This window comes from Flavobacterium sp. LC2016-23 (assembly GCF_009674775.1).
In the GTDB taxonomy this organism is placed as follows: domain Bacteria; phylum Bacteroidota; class Bacteroidia; order Flavobacteriales; family Flavobacteriaceae; genus Flavobacterium.
Genome location: NZ_WKKE01000026.1, coordinates 1 through 19641, shown reverse-complemented (window position 1 = coordinate 19641; position 19641 = coordinate 1). Strand labels below are relative to the sequence as shown.

Genomic DNA, 19641 nt, shown 5'->3' with positions numbered 1-19641 from the left:
TTATTTTTCTCTAATATTCCGAGAAACGTTTATCAGTTAAATATTGATTATCGGTCAGCGTTTTCAGGAAAGCTATAATTTGTTTTTTATCAGTATCAGAAAGTGAAATTCCCAATTTTCCGTTTTGTTTTAACAGGGGATCCAGAGTTGCCGAGTTTTCTATACCGTTTGCATAATGATCCAAAACGCCTTCCAAGGTTCCAAATCTTCCGTCGTGCATATAAGGCCCTGAAACTTCCACATTTCGTAAGCTTGGGACTTTGAATTTGTAATAGTCACTCGCAAGTTCCGTCAATCTGTAACGGCCAACATCGTTTACCATGGGGTTTACGGCCAGGCCATTGTTTCGGAATGAATTGTCTGTTTGCAAATCTGTAGCGTGACAGGAAGCACATTTTGATTTAAACAAGCCGTAACCAGCCAATTCATCAGCCGTTAAAGTTCCGCCAGCTTCGTTTCGCCTGTATTTGTCAAACCTCGAATTTGATGACGTAACCATAACCATAAATTGTGAAAGTGCTTTCAGCATATTTTCGGTGGTAATAGCACCATCGTCAAAAGCCTGCCCGAATAGTTTTTGATAGTCTTTGTCAGCTTTCATCATTTTTAGAATGGTATTCAGATCTCCGTTCATTTCGATGATATTCGTTAACGGAATTATAGGCTGCAAGTCCAAATGGTCTGCAGCTCCGTCGTACATAAATGTAGTCTGATACGCCAGATTCTGAATAGACGGCGTATTTCGGGTTCCTTGTGCATTATCTACACCATGACTTACTGTATGTCCGTGATGTGTAAACGCGTTGGCTTGTATGTGACAAAAGCCGCAGGAAACGATTCCGTCTGATGCTAAACGTCCGTCATAGAACAGTTTTTTACCCAGTTCAAATCCTTTTTCTGTTGGCGGATTCTGTGCAAGATTATATGCTAAGGCAGGAAAGTTTGACGGAACTTTAAATTCCAAAGGGATGTTTACATATTCCTCGTCTTCCTGATTAGAGCAACTCCATAACAACGGAATCATAAGCCATAGAAAATATTTTATTTTCAGCATGATTTTTTATTTATAAAGAACAAACGGATTTATTTTTTGCCACTAATTGCTCGAATTTGCACAAATTATAAGGGGCGCAATTGTTCTTTGGTTTATTGGAAGTACAAAAAGTGGTAGCCTAGCCCCGATTGCAGTGGAAATCCTTTTTATCCGCCGCGGCGGATAAAAAGATTGAAACGGAAAGCGGGACGTTATTTCCGGTAAACCGAAATTTTGTGCTCCTGATACTAAAATTAGTCGTTATGTACGTGGTCTACTTTGAACATTGCAGAGATGTTCTGCGTAATAAGCGGTAAGTTAGCCCCACCCATAATCATAGCACCCATTCCTCCCGAATTGTTATCCGAAAGTTTGATTTTGTTCGTTCCGTCAATGATTTTAGATAAATCAACTTTGAAGTGAACCGCTGGTGTGATTGTAGTGCGTACCAATGCTTTTGTTGGTAAATCGAGGGAGACTTCGGTATAATTATAATCGGTTCCGGTTTTACCGGTATGAATCATAAACGGGGTAGGTGTCGCAACGGTCGGGGAGGTAAAAGTACCTTCGAAAGCGAGAAATTTATAGCCTGCAGCCCAGGACCACATCATTCCGGCAGCATCAGCCTTTGCCAGAAAATCACCCTGGCCGGCAGCGCCTAATTTCCATTGTTCTTCGTCAACGCCCACTCCGAATTTTACTTTTACGTAATCGCCTGCAGGAATATCGGTAAGTTTAAATTCGTGTCCGTCTGCCGAACCTTCATCAGTAATAAAGTAGCTTTTGCTTTTTGGATAAGTATAAATACTTCCGTCGGCTTTCGTTAAAACAACATTACTAATGATATATTTAACTAAACTGACTTTTAATACTTCGTTGTTAGAAGTCGTATTGCCCTGAGTGTTTAAGATGAGGTCGTTTGCGCCAAATCCGTTGTCATATTCTAAAATTAAACTTCCTGATCCTGATAAATCATTTTTGTTATCGTCGCTTGAACAGGAGCTAAGCGCTATAGAAATTGCCACAAGAGCTATGGCTTTGTATAAAGTATTTTTCATTTGATGAATTTTATATAATTGTAATTTTAAATTGATGGTGTGCGTCAACAACTTTTCATTGTTTTTGGAACAACGAAATAATCATCTCAACAATACATTGAAATGCGATTTAAAAAATTATATAAAACAGGAGGGAGGACGAAAAGTAGCAGTTGAAACCGAAATAGGTTTTTTATCTAAAGAAGCAAAAAGTTTTGCTTTAGTTACTATTGTCGCTACTAATTTGAATTCGTTTGTAATTGTATTCTGAATGTAAACTACTTCTGATTTCTCTTTCAGGTTGTTTTGCATTTTCTTTTCGTTGTCGGCGTATTTTTTCAAACTTTTTTGAAGTTCGCATCGACCGTTACAGGAATTAAAAAGCATTTTACGCTGTACGCAAATGGTTTTTGAAATTTCGTCCTGATTTAATTTGAATGAGGTATAAACAAAGAAACTGCCAAAGGATGGCACTAAGAGCATAAAGGAAAGTAATATGATAAAAAACTTCTTCAAAGGTTGATTTCGTTGTTACGACAGCAAAAATACATCTTATTCGTTTTATAACGAATAATTTTTGTTATTTTTTTAAAAGACAAACCCGACAGGTTTTCAAAACCTGTTGGGTTTATTTGGTTGAAGTTTTAGTCTCAGTCGCGGTCTAAGTCTCAGTCTCAGTCTCAGTTTTAATGGAAACTATTTTAAAAGACAAACCCGACAGGTTTTCAAAACCTGTCGGGTTTAAGACTTTTAGTCGCAGCTGCAGTTTACAGTTTCATGCTGAGACTGTAAACTGAGACTGTATACTGAAAATTATTCCTTAACAAGAACCCAGGCACCTGACGCCAATAGGGTTTCTGCTTTTTTGAATTTCATTGTTTCGGTTTTACCGGTAGCAACTTCCTGAACTGTTACAGTATCATTACGGTTAATTTTTGGCATATCTCTTACGATTGTTTCCGTAACCTGACGTTGTTGCGTTTCGCCTGCTTCGCGGTTGATGTCTTCGCTGTTAACGATTTCATCTTTGCTTAATTTGAAGTTTTCTTTTTGACGAACTTCTTTTGCTTCGTGAATTTCAGGAACGTTCTGAGCCGGTAAATCACCTTTGAATAAGAATGAAATTACCTCTTTGTTTACGTTGTCTAACATCCCTCTGAACAAATTAAAAGCTTCTAATTTGTAGATAAGCAGCGGATCTTTTTGTTCGTGAACGGCTAACTGAACAGATTGTTTCAATTCGTCCATTTTACGCAAGTGTTTTTTCCACGCCTCATCTACAATAGATAAAGTAATGTTTTTCTCGAAATCAGCAATTAATTGCGCTCCTTCGCTATCGTATGCTTTTTTCAGGTCCGTAACCACATTCAGTGTTTTTATTCCATCTGTAAACGGAACTACAATACGCTCAAAATGATTGTTTGGCTCTTCATAAACTCCTTTGATGATAGGGAAAGCTTCTCTTGCGCTTCTTTCTGTTTTCTCTGTATAGAATGCCAAAGCTTCTTTGTATACTTTTCCTGTAATTTCAATATCAGTTAATTTCGTAAAATCAGCTTCAGCAATTGGAGAGGTAATTCCGAAATAACGAATTAAATCAAAATCAAAGGTTTTAAAATCATTTGCAGCTTTGTTCTGGCTTACGATTAATTCGCAGGTATCGTAAAGCATGTTGGCGATATCCAGTTTCAGACGCTCACCAAATAAGGCGTGACGACGACGTTTGTAAACTACCTCACGTTGTGAGTTCATAACGTCATCATATTCTAATAAACGCTTACGAACACCAAAGTTATTTTCTTCTACTTTTTTCTGAGCACGCTCGATAGATTTGGTCATCATCGAATGCTGGATCACTTCCCCTTCCTGAAGTCCCATTCTGTCCATCACTTTTGCAACTCTTTCAGAACCAAATAAACGCATAAGGTTATCTTCAAGAGAAACATAAAACTGAGAACTTCCCGGATCTCCCTGACGTCCTGCACGACCACGTAACTGTCTGTCTACACGACGGGAATCATGACGCTCTGTACCCACGATTGCTAAACCTCCGGCAGCTTTTACTTCCGGTGATAATTTAATATCGGTACCACGACCAGCCATGTTTGTGGCAATGGTTACGACTCCGGCTTTACCTGCTTCTTCTACAATCTGCGCCTCTTGTTTGTGCATTTTAGCATTCAAAACGTTATGGGTAACGCCTCTCATTTTCAACATTCGGCTTAATAATTCTGATATCTCTACAGAAGTTGTTCCAATTAAAACAGGTCTTCCTGCATTTGATAATTCTGTTACATCTTCAATTACAGCGTTGAATTTCTCACGTGTTGTTTTGTAGATATAATCTTCTTTGTCTTGTCTTGAAATTGGACGGTTGGTTGGAATTTCAACAACATCCAGTTTGTAAATCTGCCATAACTCTCCGGCTTCTGTAACGGCCGTACCTGTCATACCACCCAATTTGCTGTACATTCTGAAATAATTCTGTAATGTAACGGTGGCAAAAGTTTGCGTGGCAGCTTCGATTTTTACATTTTCTTTTGCTTCAATCGCCTGGTGTAAACCGTCAGAATAGCGACGACCATCCATGATACGACCGGTTTGCTCATCGACAATCATAATTTTGTTGTCCATGATCACATACTCAACATCTTTTTCAAACAAAGCGTACGCTTTTAAAAGTTGCGTTAACGTATGGATACGCTCGCTTTTTACGCCAAAATCCTGGAATAATTTTTCTCTTGCTTCCGCTTCAGCGTCTTTGTCTAATTTTTGTTTTTCGATTGCTGCAATTTCAGTTCCAATATCCGGAAGTACGAAAAAGTCAGCATCTGTATCTCCTGAAAGGTATTGGATACCGTTATCAGTCAATTCAACCTGATTGTTTTTTTCTTCAATTACAAAATACAAAGCCTCATCGACTTTATGCATTTCGCGATTGTTATCCTGCATGTATTGATTTTCGGTTTTTTGAAGCAATTGTTTGATTCCTTCTTCACTCAAAAATTTAATTAATGCTTTGTTTTTAGGTAAACTTCTGTACGCTCTTAATAATAAGAATCCGCCTTCTTTGGTGTTTCCTTCTTTGATTAATTTTTTTGCTTCAGACAAAAAACCGTTTGCTAACTGACGTTGCTGCGCCACTAAGTTTTCGATTTTCGGTTTTAATTCATTAAATTCATGACGATCTCCCTGAGGAACCGGTCCTGAAATAATAAGTGGTGTTCTTGCATCATCAATCAATACAGAATCGACCTCATCGACAATGGCATAATTGTGTTTTCTTTGTACTAAGTCGCTTGGCGAATGTGCCATGTTATCTCTTAAGTAGTCAAAACCAAATTCGTTGTTGGTTCCGTAAGTGATATCGGCGTCGTAGGCTTTTTTTCTTTGTTCTGTACTTGGCTGGTGATTGTCGATACAATCTACAGTTAAACCGTGAAATTCGAACAATGGTGCTTTCCATGTACTATCACGTTTTGCCAGATAATCATTCACAGTTACCAGATGCACTCCGTTTCCGGTCAAAGCGTTTAAGTAAAGCGGAAGTGTAGCCACCAGCGTTTTACCTTCCCCCGTTTGCATTTCGGCAACTTTACCTTCGTGCAAAACCATTCCGCCAATTAACTGAACATCATAATGAATCATGTCCCAGGTAATTTCTTTACCGGCAGCATTCCATTTATTAGCCCATGTAGCTTTGTCACCTTCTATGGTAACGTATGATTTTGTTGCAGAAAATTCTCTGTCTTTTGCTGTAGCAGTCACTTCAATAAAAGAATTGTCTTTAAAACGGCGTGCCGTTTCTTTAACAACAGAAAATGCTTCAGGAAGAATTTCTAATAAAGTTTTCTCTGAGATTTCATAAGCCTCTTTTTCAAGAGCATCAATAGCATCATAAAGATCTTCTCTTTTGTCAATGTCTTCGATGTTTTCAACTTCTGCTTTAAGCGAAGCAATTTTAGCATCTTTGTCAGCTCTGGCTTCTTTAATTCTGTCTTTAAAATATACGGTTCTGGCTCTCAATTCGTCATGAGACAAACTCATTAAGCTGGTTTCGAATGTTTTAATTTTATTTAAATAAGGTTGTAAAGCTTTGACATCTTTCTGTGACTTGTCACCTACAAAGACTTTAATAATACTGTTTATGAAACTCATGATTTATTGTATTTCTATATTATGTAAATGTGTATTTGAACCAAAAAAAAAGCCTCTGTGATGAGACTTTTTCCTTTGGTTTATTTTTTAATATTCATCCTCATTCCAAAGATAATCTTCGTCTGTTGGATAATCAGGCCAAATTTCTTCCATTGATTCATATATCTCTCCTTCATCTTCAATAGACTGAAGGTTTTCTACTACTTCTAATGGAGCACCAGCTCTAATAGCGTAGTCTATAAGTTCATCTTTGTTAGCAGGCCATGGCGCATCACTTAAATAAGATGCTAATTCTAATGTCCAATACATCTGTTATCTGTTTAGTTTGTGCAAAAATAAATTTTTTACTGAAAAAGACAAGTAAATTTTGATTTATTTTAAGAAAATTTAAGAACGTCTTTACTAGTATTCAGTTTTCAGTGCCAGTTTTCAGTCTTAAAATTGAAATTTGGCTCTAATTACTGTACTTTTTAGTATTCAGTTTTTGGTGCTGGTTTGCAGTCTGAAAAACTGAAAACTGCGACTGTTTACTTCCTCGGAATCCATTTCACTTCCTCCGCTTTTAAGTCAGAGGACAACTTCCGTGCCAAGACAAAAAGGTAGTCAGAAAGTCGGTTTAGGTACTGTATGGCAATTTCGGGTACGTGTTCATTATGGCTTAAATGTACTGCCAAACGCTCTGCTCGGCGGCAAATACATCTTGCAATATGACAATGTGACACGGTTGGGTGTCCGCCCGGTAAAACGAAATGCGTCATTTGCGGAAGACTTTCTTCCATTTTATCAATCTCATTTTCCAATAATTCAATATCGGAATCAATTATTCCCAGGTTTTTTAACCTGAGTTGACCATTTTTGAGCACTTCTTTTTCTGCAGGAGTTGCCAAAATGGCGCCTACCGTAAATAAACGATCCTGAATTTCAATTAAAATCGTTTTATAATGGAGATCAATTTCCTGATCGCGTATTAGTCCTATATAAGAGTTCAGTTCATCAACAGTTCCGTAACTGTCAATTCTGATGTGATCTTTGGGAACACGGTCGCCTCCAAAGAGGGCGGTTGTTCCTTTATCTCCGGTTTTTGTATATACTTTCATTTTTTTTTAAGATGCTAAGATTCTAAGTTGCTGAGGAACTAAGTTTTCCCCTTTCCTTATTAAACGGTTACCCAAATAACAGGTAAATAGTTTCCCGATTAAACGATTCAACAAATAAACGATTTCAACTATTTAGAAATTATTTTGTGGTATCACTTTCAATTAAACCATCGCGTAATCGGATAATACGGTGTGCGTAGGCAGCAATATCTTCTTCGTGTGTTACGAGAATAACGGTATTTCCCAGTGCATGAATGTCTCCGAAGAGTTTCATGATTTCTACGGAAGTCTTACTGTCTAAGTTTCCGGTTGGTTCGTCGGCCAGGATTATGGAAGGTTTGTTGACCAGAGCACGGGCAATGGCCACACGTTGTCTTTGTCCTCCCGAAAGCTGATTCGGCTGATGGTCCATTCTGTCGGCAAGATTTACCTGTTTCAGCACTTCTGTGGCACGTAAGACACGTTCCGATTTAGAATGTCCTGCATATATCATAGGTAAAGCTACATTATCTAAAGCGGTAGTTCGCGGCAAAAGGTTGAAGGTCTGAAAAACGAAACCAATTTCTTTGTTTCTGATTTCTGCCAGTTCATCATCACGCATCTGGCTTACATCCTTTCCGTTTAAAACATAATGTCCGGATGTTGGCGTATCGAGACATCCAAGCAAATTCATTAAAGTCGATTTTCCGGATCCCGAAGGGCCCATTAAAGCTACATACTCGCCTTTGTTTATTTCTAAATCAATACCTTTTAAGACATAAACAATTTCGTTGCCCAGAACAAAGTCTCGTTTGATGTCCGTTATTTTAATTAATGGATTTGCCATTTCGTTTTACAATTTTGGTTTTAAAAGTACAAAACACTTTTCAATAATCGATAAGTAGTCTTTAATTGATTTTTGTTACAAAATTGTATTTACCGGCTTGATTTTCCTGTTTCTTAAAAATTATAAAACATTTAAAAAATCCTTGTTATATGATTCTGATTTATTTTTACATAATTATCATATTTTTAATTTTTAATTAAATTATATTTAAAATTAATATTAAATTATTCAAAATAATTTATGATTATTCAATTTTTTAACTATATTTGCTCTATAACATTTAAATAATCAAAATTATGAGAAATATACAAATTGTATCGGGTATTGCATTAATAGCTTTAAGCTTCACATCATGTAAGGATGAAAAACAGGAAAATGCGAAAAAGACAATCGACGCTTATGTGACCTATGTCGATTCAGTAAAGAATGTTGCAGCAGATGATCTGAAAGCAGACTGGAAAGATGTAGATGCTGAATACAACAGAAGAGCAGAAAATGCACAGTTGGCTCTTGCCGATATTAAAGACAATACAGCAGAAACAGAAAAAATAAACACAAGTAAAGTTAAATACGAAGAGTTTAAAAATGAAATGACGAAAGTTTTAGCACCGCCCGCACCAAGTCCTAAACAACAATTGCGTAATGCATTATTTGGTGAAGGAAAAATAGGTGAAGACATGAGTTTTAACTGGGTAAATGCTCAAAATATTCATAGTGTGTACCAACAATTTGTTCATACAGTAGAAAATAACAAAGACAGTTATTCTCGTGAAGACTGGGATGAAATTAAATTGATGTACGAAGCACTTGACAGCCGTAAAAATACAGTTGAAAAAGAAGGTCTTACCTCTTCAGATAACAGAAAAATTGCAGGTTTGAAATTGAAATTTGCACCAATGTATACGCTTAACAGAATGGGAGCTAAATCTGAAGAAACAGCAGCTGCTAAAAAGTAAAAAAAAATTGTAATAAGTAAAGAAATGACAATCAGAAATGGTTGTCATTTTTTTTATGCCCTGATGATAAAATGTTCTTTTTTCTGTTCTCGCCTGAAAAAAACGAATCCCCATTGAAATGTATCGATCGTTACTTTTACTTTTGGATGATTTTTAATAATTCCCCAGGCTTCTTCCATTTCAGCAGACCAGTGAATATCATCGAAAATCCAGACACAATCATTGGTTATAGTTGGTAATAAAAGTTCAAAATAGGCGAGAGTCGCTTTTTTAGAATGATTGCCGTCAAAATAGATTAGTTCAAAGTTTTCAGTCTCAGTTTTCAGTCTCAGTTTGATCTCTTGCAAATACTTTTCGAATTCTGTTATAACTGAATTGACATTATTGAAATTAAATTTTTGCAGTTGTAATTGAGATTGATTTGCAGTTTGCGGACAGCCTTCTAACGTAATTACTTTTGCGTTTAGATTGCCTAACGCCAGGGCAGAAGTGGCCAAACCCAATGAGGTTCCGATTTCTAAAATAGTATTCGGCTGAAAATAGCGAACGACACGAAATAATAATTCGGCACGTTTTGGAGATATTCCGGCTGTTTTTGCAATTTTTGCAATTTGCCTGGTATTCGATTTAAAAACTTTCGAACCGGCACCAAAATCGGTTACTTCAATAACGTTTTTATTTTCCAAAAGTGATTTCCTGTACTTTTTCAGAATTGCATATTCCGGCTTTGCTTTTTTGTCGTAAAAACATTTCGTTAGTAAATGAAATACAAACGGAGAATGAACGGCATGTTCGTTTTTGGAGTTCCAAAGAAATTTTAAATATGATTTTATCTGAAATAGCATAGCAACAGTTACAAAGTGGCGACGAAGATACAAATACGAAAGAGAATACCCAAAAGCCAATAGGTTTTAAGAAGTGTATTGCACTGTTAAAAGAGTATATTTGCGGCCTTGAAATAATACACATTTTATGATGCTGAAGGAAGAATCAGAAGACAGGAATATAATAACTCCGGAAGAAATTGAGCGATGCATTGCCATCCTGGCACAATTGAATACCGATACCAATCAGATATTTGATATTCCGAAAGAACAGCGAATCGCGTTGATCAAAGAGGCAGGAATGTTCTCCAGACCGGATCGTGGTGAGTTTTCCAGAAGAATTAAGGATGGGAAACAAGCGGCAAAACGCAAAATGGAAAAGAAAGACAAAACGGCCCGCAAAGAAACCGGAATACGTCATGCGCGTGAAGCAAGTGTGTTTGTGGCTCCCAAATTATTGGCTTTTAATGATCTGGATCATAAAGAACAATTAGAATTAGAAACACCCAGAAACTGTTATGTCTGTAAAACGGGCTTTACTAAAATGCACCATTTTTATGATACGATGTGTACCGACTGTGGTGATTTTAATTATGCCAAACGTTTTCAGACGGCTGATGTAAAAGGACAGATTGCTGTAATTACCGGTTCCCGTTTAAAAATTGGGTATCACATTACGCTGATGCTTTTACGCGGCGGGGCAACTGTGATTGCAACCACCCGTTTTCCTGTGGACTCTGCCCTGCGTTTTTCTAAAGAAGACGATTTTATGGAATGGGGGCATCGGTTGAAAATTCATGGACTGGATTTACGACATATTCCAAGTGTGGAAATTTTCTGCAATTTTATCGAACAAAAATACGAGCGACTGGATATTTTGATCAATAATGCGGCCCAGACGGTGAGACGTCCTGCGGGTTTTTATACGCATTTAATGGAAAATGAGGAGCGTTCCATTGCTTCTTTGCCAAAACAGGCTCAGGAATTGTTACTGGATCATATCAATTGTCTCGATGAATTAAAAATCCTGACAAGCGGAGCTTCTTCAAACCAAAATATGCCGGTGACCTGGCACGGACCTGAACCGGGAATTGGGTTACGTGCTTCGGCCAAATTATCGCAGATTCCGTATTCTTTTGATAATGCCCTGGTGGCAAACGAAGTTTTTCCGGAAGGAGAACTCGATGCCGATTTACAGCAGGTAGATTTGCGGAAAACAAACAGCTGGCGTTTGAGATTGGGACAAATCGAAACGACGGAAATGATTGAGGTGCAATTGGTCAATTCAGTGGCTCCTTTTGTGCTCTGTAACCGCCTTTCGGAAGTCATGAAGAAAGACAATACCGGAAAAAAACACATTATAAATGTTTCGGCAATGGAGGGGAAATTCCACCGCTTTTTTAAGGAAGACCGCCATCCACATACCAATATGGCGAAGGCTGCTTTGAACATGCTGACCCATACTTCTTCGGGAACGCTGGCGAAACATGGTATTTTTATGAATGCTGTCGATACCGGCTGGGTAACCGATGAAGATCCTGCCGAACTGGCCAAAAAGAAACAGGAATTGGAAGATTTTCAGCCGCCATTGGATATTGTAGACGGTGCGGCAAGAGTTATGGATCCTTTGTTCGACGGAATCAATACAGGAAAACACTGGTGCGGGAAGTTTTTGAAGGATTATAATCCGATTCCGTGGTAGGGGGTTAGTCGCAGTCTCGGTCTCAGTCTCGGTCTTTATTTTTAGTAAAAAGAAGGTTTTTTCTTATTTTTTTATTATCATTGTGAAAAATTAAATTCATGGATTTTAAGGAATTACTGGCTTATAAAAAATCATTTGAGCTTGCAATGGAAATATTTGAAATATCAAAATCATTTCCATCTGAAGAAAAATATTCTCTTACGGATCAAATACGTCGTTCCTCAAGAAGTGTAAGTGCTAATATTTCTGAATCCTATAGAAAGAGAAGATATATAAATCATTTTATAAGCAAGTTGACCGATAGTGATGCGGAAAATTCTGAGACGAATGTCTGGCTGGAATTTTCGCTACAATGCAACTACATCAGTAAAAATACATTTGATAATTTAAATTATAAAAGCATAGAAATCGGAAGGCTGATTAACTACATGATAAACAATCCCGGGAAATTTGGGTGTATTGTTTAGTCTCAGTCGCAGTTTTCAGTTTTCAGTCGCAGTGGCAGTTTTCAGCGGGTTTCAACATAAAAAAACCATAACAAAATGTTTTTTTGTTATGGTTTTTTTTTTAATTTTTAACCCAAAGAATTTCGACAATTCACTGAAAACTGAAAACTGCGACTGAATACTAAAAACTACCCTTCAATCTTCGCAGAAAGCTCAAACCAACGCTCTTCTTTCTGGTCTATTTTGTTGATGATATTTTGCAGTTCGTTTGCTTTTTTCTCGATATCGGCGTCGGCTACTTTTCCGTCAGAGAATAATTGTTCGATTTTGGTTTTGTCAATTTCCAAATCTTTAATTTCTCTTTCCAGTTTTTGATATTCTTTTTGCTCATTGAAAGTCAGATTTCCTGTCGGATTATTTTGTTTCCAGTCTTTCTTTTCTGCTTTGTTTTCTTCTTTTTGCGCTACATCGGCACTATCTTCATAGGCTCTGAAATCAGAATAGTTTCCCGGGAAATTCTCGATTTCACCGTTTCCTCTGAAAACAAATAAATGATCGACAATTTTATCCATGAAATAACGGTCGTGCGATACCACAAGCAAACAGCCAGGGTAATCCAAAAGGAAACTCTCTAAAACGTTTAGCGTTACAATATCCAAATCGTTGGTTGGCTCATCGAGAATCAGGAAGTTTGGATTCTGAATCAAAACGGTACATAAATACAGACGTTTTAATTCTCCACCACTTAATTTTTCTACAAAATCATATTGTTTTTTAGCATCAAAAAGAAAACGTTCCAGCAATTGTGAAGCCGAAATCATTCTGCCTTTCGCAAGCGGAATAAATTCACCGTATTCTTTTATAATATCAATCACACGCTGATTCGGTTTCGGGTTGATTCCGCTTTGGGTGTAATAACCAATTTTTATCGTTTCGCCTTTGACTACGCGTCCACTATCCAGCGGAAGTGTTCCGGTAAGAAGGTTCAGGAAGGTTGATTTCCCGGTTCCGTTTTTACCAATGATTCCGATACGTGCGCCACGCTGGAAATCAAAACTAAACTGATCCAGAATGACGTGGTCTTTAAATTTTTTGGAGATTTTGTGAAGCTCAATAATCTTGCTTCCCATACGTTCCATATTGATTTCAAGCTCGACTTTGTTTTCCTGACGACGGCTTTGTGCTTTTTCCTTGATTACATAAAAATCATCCTGACGCGATTTTGACTTAGTCGTTCTCGCTTTTGGCTGACGGCGCATCCATTCCAGTTCTTTTACGAATAAGTTTTTAGCTTTGTCAACACTCGCGTTTTCAGACGTAATTCGTTCTTCTTTTTTCTCTAAATAATACGAGTAATTTCCTTTGTACTGGTATAATTTTCCGTTATCCAATTCAATGATTTCGTTACAAACACGCTCTAAAAAGAAACGGTCGTGCGTCACCATGAACAACGTTATGTTTTCTTTGGAAAAATAACTTTCAAGCCATTCGATCATCTCCAGATCTAAGTGGTTGGTTGGCTCATCCAGAATCAATAAATCAGGACGATTGATCAATATGATGGCCAAAGAAAGACGCTTCTTTTGTCCACCGGAAAGATTTTTTACTTTTAATTTAAAATCTTCGAGTTTTAATTTGAATAAAATCTGTTTGTATTGGGTTTCAAAATCCCATGCATTGTGCTGATCCATTCCGTCAAAAGCTTTTTGGTAGGCTTCTTCGTCATCCGGATTTTCTAATGCTTTTTCGTAGGCTTCAATTACTTTAAGTGTCTCATTATCTGAAGCGAAAATACTTTCTTCGATCGTCAGTTCTTCCTGAAGATTGTTGTCCTGCGAAAGAAAAGCCATGCGGATTCCTTTTCGTAAAACGACCTGACCGGTGTCCGGTTCGTCCAAACCGTTAATAATGCTCATGATGGTTGTTTTTCCAGAACCATTTTTGGCAATAAAAGCAATCTTTTGGTCTTTATTGATTCCGAATGAGATGTTGTCAAATAAGGTTCTTTCCCCAAACGACTTCGATATATTTTCTACAGATAAGTAATTCACTTTGTAAATTATGAGTTATAAATTATAAGTTATGAAGGTTTTACAAATCACAACTTTTTTGCAAAAGTAAGTTATTATATTGCGATTTGCGAATTATTTATGCAGATGGAATCCCAATGCCCCGGATAAGGTCAACGATAGCTGATAAATTCTTTTCAAGCCTTTTCCAATAAGACACAAGAAAGGTTAATTCCCAAAACCAAAAAAGAGACTCGAAAGTCTCTTTGTGTATTACTATGTCTTGTGAATAATTATTAGGCAATTATTTATTGATTAATTTTTTAAGTTGTTCCATCATTTCATCTTTCTCTTTCAGCATACGCTCGTATAAATCAATTTTTTCATCGTGAATTTTTTTTAACTCTGCGATTGGATTGAAGTTGAATGTGGAATTAGAATTTCCAACACAAGCATTTTCACCAACAGAAGTATTGTCTCCGAAAGTATTCGAAATAATATTCACCGCTTGCTCCTCATCAAAATTTCGAAAAGCTTCCACAGGAATTTTTAATGTATGTGAGATTTGATTCAGTATATCCTCTTCAATTTCTTCTTTTTGCTCCAGTATAGAAATTTTCTTCTGATTCCAGTCATTTCCCAAATCAAAAGCCAATGCCTCTTGTTTGATTCCAAGCATTTCTCTGAAACGTTTTACGTTTCTTCCCTGATGTATTTTTTGTTCCATAATGAATATCAATTTTATGAAGGCTCAAAGATAAAGCCATTTGGATGAAAAAGTATGAATTTCAAAGATAAAAAAAAATTCATGTAAATGTGTTTTTGTAATACTAAGCTTATAGTATTTCGATTTGTGAATTATTTGTCGGTATCGGAATTCAATAAGGCACTCAAATCAAAATAATGAATTTGCTGCGGAACATTCAGAATTGGTTTCCGGACCAGGCTTTCATTCGTTACATAATAATGAAGACCGTCGCGTGTTGCAATACCTTCAATCTGATGAAAAGGAAGATTGAGATCAATTTTCCTTTTGTTTCCGGTTAAGAAATTATGGTCTTTAAAATCATACAAAAGATATAAAAAAGTTTTCCCTGTTTTGGAATACCCACAAAGGACAATCCGTTTTTTTGATTCCAGATAAGTGGCTCCGGTGACCAAACCTTCTGTATTAAGGGTTTCTTTGTATTGCGCAATCTGTTTTCCGGGTTGATTGGGTAAAACATAAATGCTGGTTTGGGAAGAAGTCCATTGTTTGGAAAATAAATAAATGCTGTCTCTGGTGGCAATAAAAGCTTCACAGTCAAAATTGGTCGTGTTTCCTTTTTGGGCACTAAAATCGGTTTGGTCAGAATAGGAGAATGAAATCGTATCCATTTTAGGAACTCCTTCTAAAAAAGATTTTTTTTCAATTTTTAAAATATGCAGATCCACTCGGTTTCCCCTGAAATTATTTCCAAAATCACCAACGTACAAATGGCTACTATCCTGTGAAATTTCTTCCCAGTCGTGGTTTACAGTGTTGAGAATGACTTTTTTTTTGATTTTTCCCAAAGAATCCAATCCGTAAAGTGTGGTATCGTGATCATCATTGTGTGACCATAACAAACCGTTAAAGGCAATTAATCCGGAAGTTTCTTTTAAGGAATCACTTAACCGAATGGAATACTCCGGTTTTATTTTTAAAGATTTATACTGGCAACTTCCGTCGTTAAGTGTGGCGGCCGGATTGTAATTCTTAGCAAGCGGGTCTGTACAGCCGGAAATCTGAGCATACGAAAGGGATGTTGTGAGTATAAATAATAAAAAGAATTTTAGCATTGCAGGTGTTTTGGATTCAAATGGGTTAAAAGTAAAATTTTAAAATAAATTGATTTTAAAATAACACCAAAAAATACAATTTAAATGTTATTTTGCACCATCATTGCTTAGATCAGAATTTTAGTCTAAAAAAGTATTGAGGATAGTTCCCCCCAAATATGAAAATTTCTCAAAAAATATCACATTACCGTTTTTCCCGCTACTTCAAAATTTTGTTTGTCTGTTTGGATATTTTATTGTTAAATGTAGCAATAAATCTGTCAGCACTGGCGAGATTTGGAGATTTGAAGGAACTTTTGTTAAAAGAGGAAAAAACGATTGCCTTACTGATGAATTTAATCTGGATTGGTTTATTGCTTCATCGGAATTCGTATCGAATAATACGAATTGAACGTATCGAATCGATATTTAAAAGAACCATTAATAAAATTGTGATCCATGCCGCACTGGTGGCAATTTTTGTTGTTTTTTTAAAATATGGAGATATTTCAAGGCTTCGCTTATTGTATTTTTACCTGTTTTTCTTTTTGCTGATTATGATTTCGCGTTATGTATTAATGAAGCTTTTAAAAGAAATCAGAGCCAATGGATTTAATTTTAAAAAAATAATTATTGTTGGGGCTAATGATACAGGGGAAAGAATGCGAAGAATACTGGCTAAGGATTTGACGTACGGCTACCGTTTTTTAGGTTTTTTTGATGAAAAAGAAGCGATCTCTCCCGGTTTTTCAGGCCCGCTTTTAGGTGGATTTGATCGTATTGAGAGCTTTATCATTGAGGAAAAAATTGACGAGATGTATGTGGCACTTCACATTGATAAAATTGAAGTAATCAATAAGCTCACGAAAATATGCGAACAAAACATGATTCGTATCAAGTTTATTCCTGATTTTCAATTGTACACCAAATCAAGCAAAGTTGAGGTCACGTTTTATGGAAATACTCCTGTTCTTATGCTACGCCCTGAACCTTTGGAATTTGCTTCCAACAGGCTTATCAAAAAGGTATTTGATATTTGTTTTTCGCTTGGGGTTATTTTATTGATTTTTCCGTGGCTTTTGCCAATAGTTGCCCTCATAATTAAAATAGAATCCCGTGGGCCGGTTTTTTTCAAACAGGAACGTTCGGGCAGGGACAACCGTTCTTTTATGTGCTTTAAATTCAGAAGCATGTATGTCAATGATTTGGCGCACAACAAACAAGCAGGGAAAGGAGATAGAAGGATTACCAAATTTGGTGCTTTTATCCGCAAAACAAGTATAGACGAATTGCCACAGTTTTTTAATGTTTTTTGGGGAGATATGTCGGTCGTCGGACCAAGACCGCACATGGTCAATCTGGCAAAAGAATATAGTGAGCTGATCAACAATTATTTAGTGCGACAATATGCAAAACCCGGGATTACAGGCTGGGCACAGGTGAATGGCTATCGTGGCGAAACGAAAGAACTTATCGACATGGAAAACAGAGTCGATTACGACATTTGGTACATCGAAAACTGGAGTCTGCTTTTGGATATGAAAATTATTGTCAGAACGATTATCAATATTTTTAAAGGAGAAGAGAACGCCTACTAGCTAAAATTTGAAAAATTGATTGTTTGCAATAACTTCCTTTAAGGCAGAAACACTCTTTATCTTTATTTTTTTGTTCAATTCCTTAATATGGTTGTGATGATGCACGTCAGAGCCTGCAAAATCATACATTCCTTTTTTCAATAACTCTTCGCTAATTTTAGTGACTCCTGTACCATAATAGCCTACTGTCGCAAGTAAGTTCAATTGAAACAAACAACCCGACTTTTTTAGTTTTTCGTATTCACCAAAGTTTTGATGGTAATACAAATACCTTTCCGGATGTGCCAAAACCGGAATGTAACCTGCTACCTGCAAATCAAAAAGTGTTTTGTGTAATTGTGCCGGCGGACTAATGTATGATATTTCTACGAGTACATAATTGTCTTTTAATGTCAGTAGTTTTTCAGATTTAAAATGATTTTCAAACCAGTCGTCCATGAAATATTCTGCAGCGGCCCGAAAGGGAGTATGAATACCATTTTCTTTTAATGCCATTGCAGTTTCCAGCTGATTAGCCCTAATGGACTCAGACGAATTATCCCAGAAATGATGTTTGATATGTGGCGTTGTCACAAATTGAGAAATGCCAATTTCGGCAAAAGACCTTGCTAGTTTTAGGGTGTCAGCTATAGTTTTTGCGCCATCATCAATTCCCGGTAACAGATGCGAATGGATATCGACATAATTATCGGAAAGAAGATCTTTCAGGAACGGTTTTGATTTAAAGAATGATAACATGCCGCAAAAGTAAAAAAAAAAGGATGTGTTTTTAGCGAATTTGTTAAACGGAAATTCACCACTCAAAATTAAGGTAACAATGTAACTTCTCATTTCGTAATTATATTATATTTGAAGTTACTAAAAATGCAATAATTTATGAAAATAAAGGAAAACTTATACAATCAAAGGATTATTTCGATAGATGCTTTACGTGGAATTACCATTTTTGTAATGATTTTTGTTAATGAGCTGGCAAGCGTGAAAAACGTACCACAATGGATGAAACACATGCCGGCCGATGCAGATGCCATGACTTTTGTAGATGTAGTTTTTCCGGCATTTTTATTTATTGTCGGAATGTCGGTTCCGTTTGCATTCAATGCGCGACTGTTAAAAGGTGATAGTGCCAGAACGATTTGGACACATACGTTAAAAAGAGCCTTGGCTTTAATCATTATTGGCGTTTTTATGGTGAATGCTGAATATGGCTATGATGCTTCAAAAATGATTATCACTCCGGCTCTCTGGGGGCTTTTGGCCTATGCAATGCCAATTCCGATTTGGAATAAATATGCCAAAAATTTTCCGGTCTGGTTAAAAAACACGCTTCAATATGGCGGAATGTTAGTATTAGTGGCCTTATATTTTTTATATGTTCAGGATACCGGAGCAACTGGTATGACGCCAAAATGGTGGGGCATTCTGGGACTGATCGGTTGGGCGTACCTTTTTACAGTAGTGTATTACTGGCTGGTTTGCGGAAAATTAGGGGCAATGATTTTGTTTTTGATCATTTGTGTCTTTGCCAATTCACTTAATTTAATCGAAGGATCACTGATTCATCAAAATTCGGTACTTAGTTTTATTGCCGGACATTTAACCCATGCTGCTGTGGTAACTGCCGGTGTGATTATTTCGTTATTGTTTTTCGATCGAAAAGTCACTCCAAAAATCAATTGGCCCGTGATCGGTTTTGCAATATTGTTTTTGGTAACCGGATATTTGTTACGACCGTATTTTGGAATCTCAAAAATAAAAGGAACGCCTTCCTGGACGATGTTTTCGGCTGCCATTTGTACCGTGCTGTTTTACTTTTTGTATTGGCTGATGGAAATTAAGAAACAGACCAAATGGAGCGGTTTCTTTATGCCTGCAGCGGCAAACCCACTGTTAATTTACATCTTACCGGGCGTTATTTATTATTTCTGTAAAGTTTTTGAAATTCATATTATTCCGGGCTATTTCCGTGAAGGCATTCCGGGGATTATCTGGAGTCTCGTTTTTTCAACGATCATGCTTTTGGTCATGAAAATCTGCAACAAGTATAAGATCCAGCTGCATTTGTAGCAGTTTTTAGTCGCAGTATTCAGTCGCAGTCGCAGTCGCAGTCTCGGTCTCAGCTAGACTGCGACTGCGACTGCGACTGAATACTGCG

17 protein-coding genes are annotated in these 19641 nt (G+C 36.8%); 5 read left to right on the top strand and 12 right to left on the bottom strand.

The genetic code is table 11. From position 1 onward, the window contains the following. Window positions 1-10 precede the first annotated feature (10 nt). The 7 genes from GJU43_RS19385 to GJU43_RS19355 form a co-directional block, all read right to left on the bottom strand. Entirely contained in the window at window positions 11-1054 is a 1044-nt protein-coding gene (locus GJU43_RS19385; protein WP_154343078.1) for a cytochrome-c peroxidase, read from the bottom strand. 233 nt (window positions 1055-1287) lie between these two features. Continuing rightward, window positions 1288-2091: an MbnP family protein gene (locus tag GJU43_RS19380; protein WP_154343076.1), complete on the bottom strand. Its 804-nt coding sequence runs from the start codon at window positions 2089-2091 to the stop codon at window positions 1288-1290. A 117-nt stretch (window positions 2092-2208) separates the two neighbouring features. Next, window positions 2209-2553, bottom strand: coding sequence for a hypothetical protein (locus tag GJU43_RS19375; RefSeq protein WP_154343074.1), 345 nt, complete (start codon window positions 2551-2553; stop codon window positions 2209-2211). 330 nt (window positions 2554-2883) lie between these two features. Continuing rightward, window positions 2884-6228, bottom strand: coding sequence for a preprotein translocase subunit SecA (secA, locus tag GJU43_RS19370; RefSeq protein ID WP_154343072.1), 3345 nt, complete (start codon window positions 6226-6228; stop codon window positions 2884-2886). Between the two features lie 87 nt (window positions 6229-6315). Beyond that, window positions 6316-6537: a DUF2795 domain-containing protein gene (locus tag GJU43_RS19365; RefSeq protein WP_007138072.1), complete on the bottom strand. Its 222-nt coding sequence runs from the start codon at window positions 6535-6537 to the stop codon at window positions 6316-6318. Window positions 6538-6755: 218 nt separating this feature from the next. Continuing rightward, window positions 6756-7325 (bottom strand): cob(I)yrinic acid a,c-diamide adenosyltransferase, encoded by a 570-nt coding sequence (locus GJU43_RS19360; protein ID WP_154343070.1) that lies wholly within the window; start codon window positions 7323-7325, stop codon window positions 6756-6758. 139 nt (window positions 7326-7464) lie between these two features. Beyond that, window positions 7465-8151 carry an ABC transporter ATP-binding protein gene (locus GJU43_RS19355; protein ID WP_154343068.1) on the bottom strand — a complete coding sequence of 229 codons (687 nt, stop codon included), beginning with the start codon at window positions 8149-8151 and terminating at the stop codon, window positions 7465-7467. Between the two features lie 296 nt (window positions 8152-8447). Here GJU43_RS19355 and GJU43_RS19350 point away from each other — a divergent pair, with 296 nt between their 5' ends. Next, window positions 8448-9107, top strand: coding sequence for a DUF6565 domain-containing protein (locus GJU43_RS19350; protein ID WP_154343066.1), 660 nt, complete (start codon window positions 8448-8450; stop codon window positions 9105-9107). 53 nt (window positions 9108-9160) lie between these two features. Here the strand turns inward: GJU43_RS19350 and GJU43_RS19345 are convergent, their stop codons facing one another. Then, window positions 9161-9952, bottom strand: a complete 792-nt coding sequence (locus GJU43_RS19345) for an O-methyltransferase (RefSeq protein WP_154343064.1) — start codon at window positions 9950-9952, stop codon at window positions 9161-9163. A gap of 127 nt (window positions 9953-10079) precedes the next feature. On the opposite strand from GJU43_RS19345, the gene GJU43_RS19340 reads away from it, so the two are divergent. After that, window positions 10080-11633, top strand: a complete 1554-nt coding sequence (locus GJU43_RS19340) for an SDR family oxidoreductase (RefSeq protein WP_370455660.1) — start codon at window positions 10080-10082, stop codon at window positions 11631-11633. Window positions 11634-11731: 98 nt separating this feature from the next. Next, window positions 11732-12100: a four helix bundle protein gene (locus GJU43_RS19335; RefSeq protein WP_154343062.1), complete on the top strand. Its 369-nt coding sequence runs from the start codon at window positions 11732-11734 to the stop codon at window positions 12098-12100. Window positions 12101-12267: 167 nt separating this feature from the next. Here the strand turns inward: GJU43_RS19335 and GJU43_RS19330 are convergent, their stop codons facing one another. From GJU43_RS19330 to GJU43_RS19320, 3 genes are all read right to left on the bottom strand, one after another. Further along, the gene (locus GJU43_RS19330) at window positions 12268-14130 is read right to left on the bottom strand and encodes an ABC-F family ATP-binding cassette domain-containing protein (protein ID WP_370455659.1); all 1863 of its coding nucleotides are present in this window, start codon (window positions 14128-14130) and stop codon (window positions 12268-12270) included. Between the two features lie 262 nt (window positions 14131-14392). Then, entirely contained in the window at window positions 14393-14815 is a 423-nt protein-coding gene (locus GJU43_RS19325; protein WP_154343060.1) for a helix-turn-helix domain-containing protein, read from the bottom strand. A 131-nt stretch (window positions 14816-14946) separates the two neighbouring features. Next, a complete protein-coding gene (locus GJU43_RS19320; RefSeq protein ID WP_154343058.1) occupies window positions 14947-15909 on the bottom strand; it encodes a T9SS C-terminal target domain-containing protein in 963 nt (320 codons plus the stop codon). A 224-nt stretch (window positions 15910-16133) separates the two neighbouring features. Here GJU43_RS19320 and GJU43_RS19315 point away from each other — a divergent pair, with 224 nt between their 5' ends. Beyond that, window positions 16134-17486 carry an undecaprenyl-phosphate glucose phosphotransferase gene (locus tag GJU43_RS19315; protein ID WP_229655089.1) on the top strand — a complete coding sequence of 451 codons (1353 nt, stop codon included), beginning with the start codon at window positions 16134-16136 and terminating at the stop codon, window positions 17484-17486. On the opposite strand, the gene GJU43_RS19310 is transcribed toward GJU43_RS19315, so the two are convergent. Beyond that, on the bottom strand, window positions 17487-18224 hold the full coding sequence (locus tag GJU43_RS19310) for a tyrosine-protein phosphatase (RefSeq protein ID WP_154343211.1): 738 nt from the start codon (window positions 18222-18224) through the stop codon (window positions 17487-17489). A gap of 138 nt (window positions 18225-18362) precedes the next feature. On the opposite strand from GJU43_RS19310, the gene GJU43_RS19305 reads away from it, so the two are divergent. Continuing rightward, on the top strand, window positions 18363-19553 hold the full coding sequence (locus GJU43_RS19305; RefSeq protein ID WP_154343054.1) for a DUF5009 domain-containing protein: 1191 nt from the start codon (window positions 18363-18365) through the stop codon (window positions 19551-19553). The last annotated feature ends 88 nt before the right edge of the window (window positions 19554-19641 follow it).

Coding starts and splice junctions, on each gene's coding strand:
- GJU43_RS19385 (WP_154343078.1), bottom strand. CDS start 1,054: ATGCTGAAAATAAAATATTTTCTATGGCTTATGATTCCGTTGTTATGG.
- GJU43_RS19380 (WP_154343076.1), bottom strand. CDS start 2,091: ATGAAAAATACTTTATACAAAGCCATAGCTCTTGTGGCAATTTCTATA.
- GJU43_RS19375 (WP_154343074.1), bottom strand. CDS start 2,553: ATGCTCTTAGTGCCATCCTTTGGCAGTTTCTTTGTTTATACCTCATTC.
- secA (WP_154343072.1), bottom strand. CDS start 6,228: ATGAGTTTCATAAACAGTATTATTAAAGTCTTTGTAGGTGACAAGTCA.
- GJU43_RS19365 (WP_007138072.1), bottom strand. CDS start 6,537: ATGTATTGGACATTAGAATTAGCATCTTATTTAAGTGATGCGCCATGG.
- GJU43_RS19360 (WP_154343070.1), bottom strand. CDS start 7,325: ATGAAAGTATATACAAAAACCGGAGATAAAGGAACAACCGCCCTCTTT.
- GJU43_RS19355 (WP_154343068.1), bottom strand. CDS start 8,151: ATGGCAAATCCATTAATTAAAATAACGGACATCAAACGAGACTTTGTT.
- GJU43_RS19350 (WP_154343066.1), top strand. CDS start 8,448: ATGAGAAATATACAAATTGTATCGGGTATTGCATTAATAGCTTTAAGC.
- GJU43_RS19345 (WP_154343064.1), bottom strand. CDS start 9,952: ATGCTATTTCAGATAAAATCATATTTAAAATTTCTTTGGAACTCCAAA.
- GJU43_RS19340 (WP_370455660.1), top strand. CDS start 10,080: ATGATGCTGAAGGAAGAATCAGAAGACAGGAATATAATAACTCCGGAA.
- GJU43_RS19335 (WP_154343062.1), top strand. CDS start 11,732: ATGGATTTTAAGGAATTACTGGCTTATAAAAAATCATTTGAGCTTGCA.
- GJU43_RS19325 (WP_154343060.1), bottom strand. CDS start 14,815: ATGGAACAAAAAATACATCAGGGAAGAAACGTAAAACGTTTCAGAGAA.
- GJU43_RS19320 (WP_154343058.1), bottom strand. CDS start 15,909: ATGCTAAAATTCTTTTTATTATTTATACTCACAACATCCCTTTCGTAT.
- GJU43_RS19310 (WP_154343211.1), bottom strand. CDS start 18,224: ATGTTATCATTCTTTAAATCAAAACCGTTCCTGAAAGATCTTCTTTCC.
- GJU43_RS19305 (WP_154343054.1), top strand. CDS start 18,363: ATGAAAATAAAGGAAAACTTATACAATCAAAGGATTATTTCGATAGAT.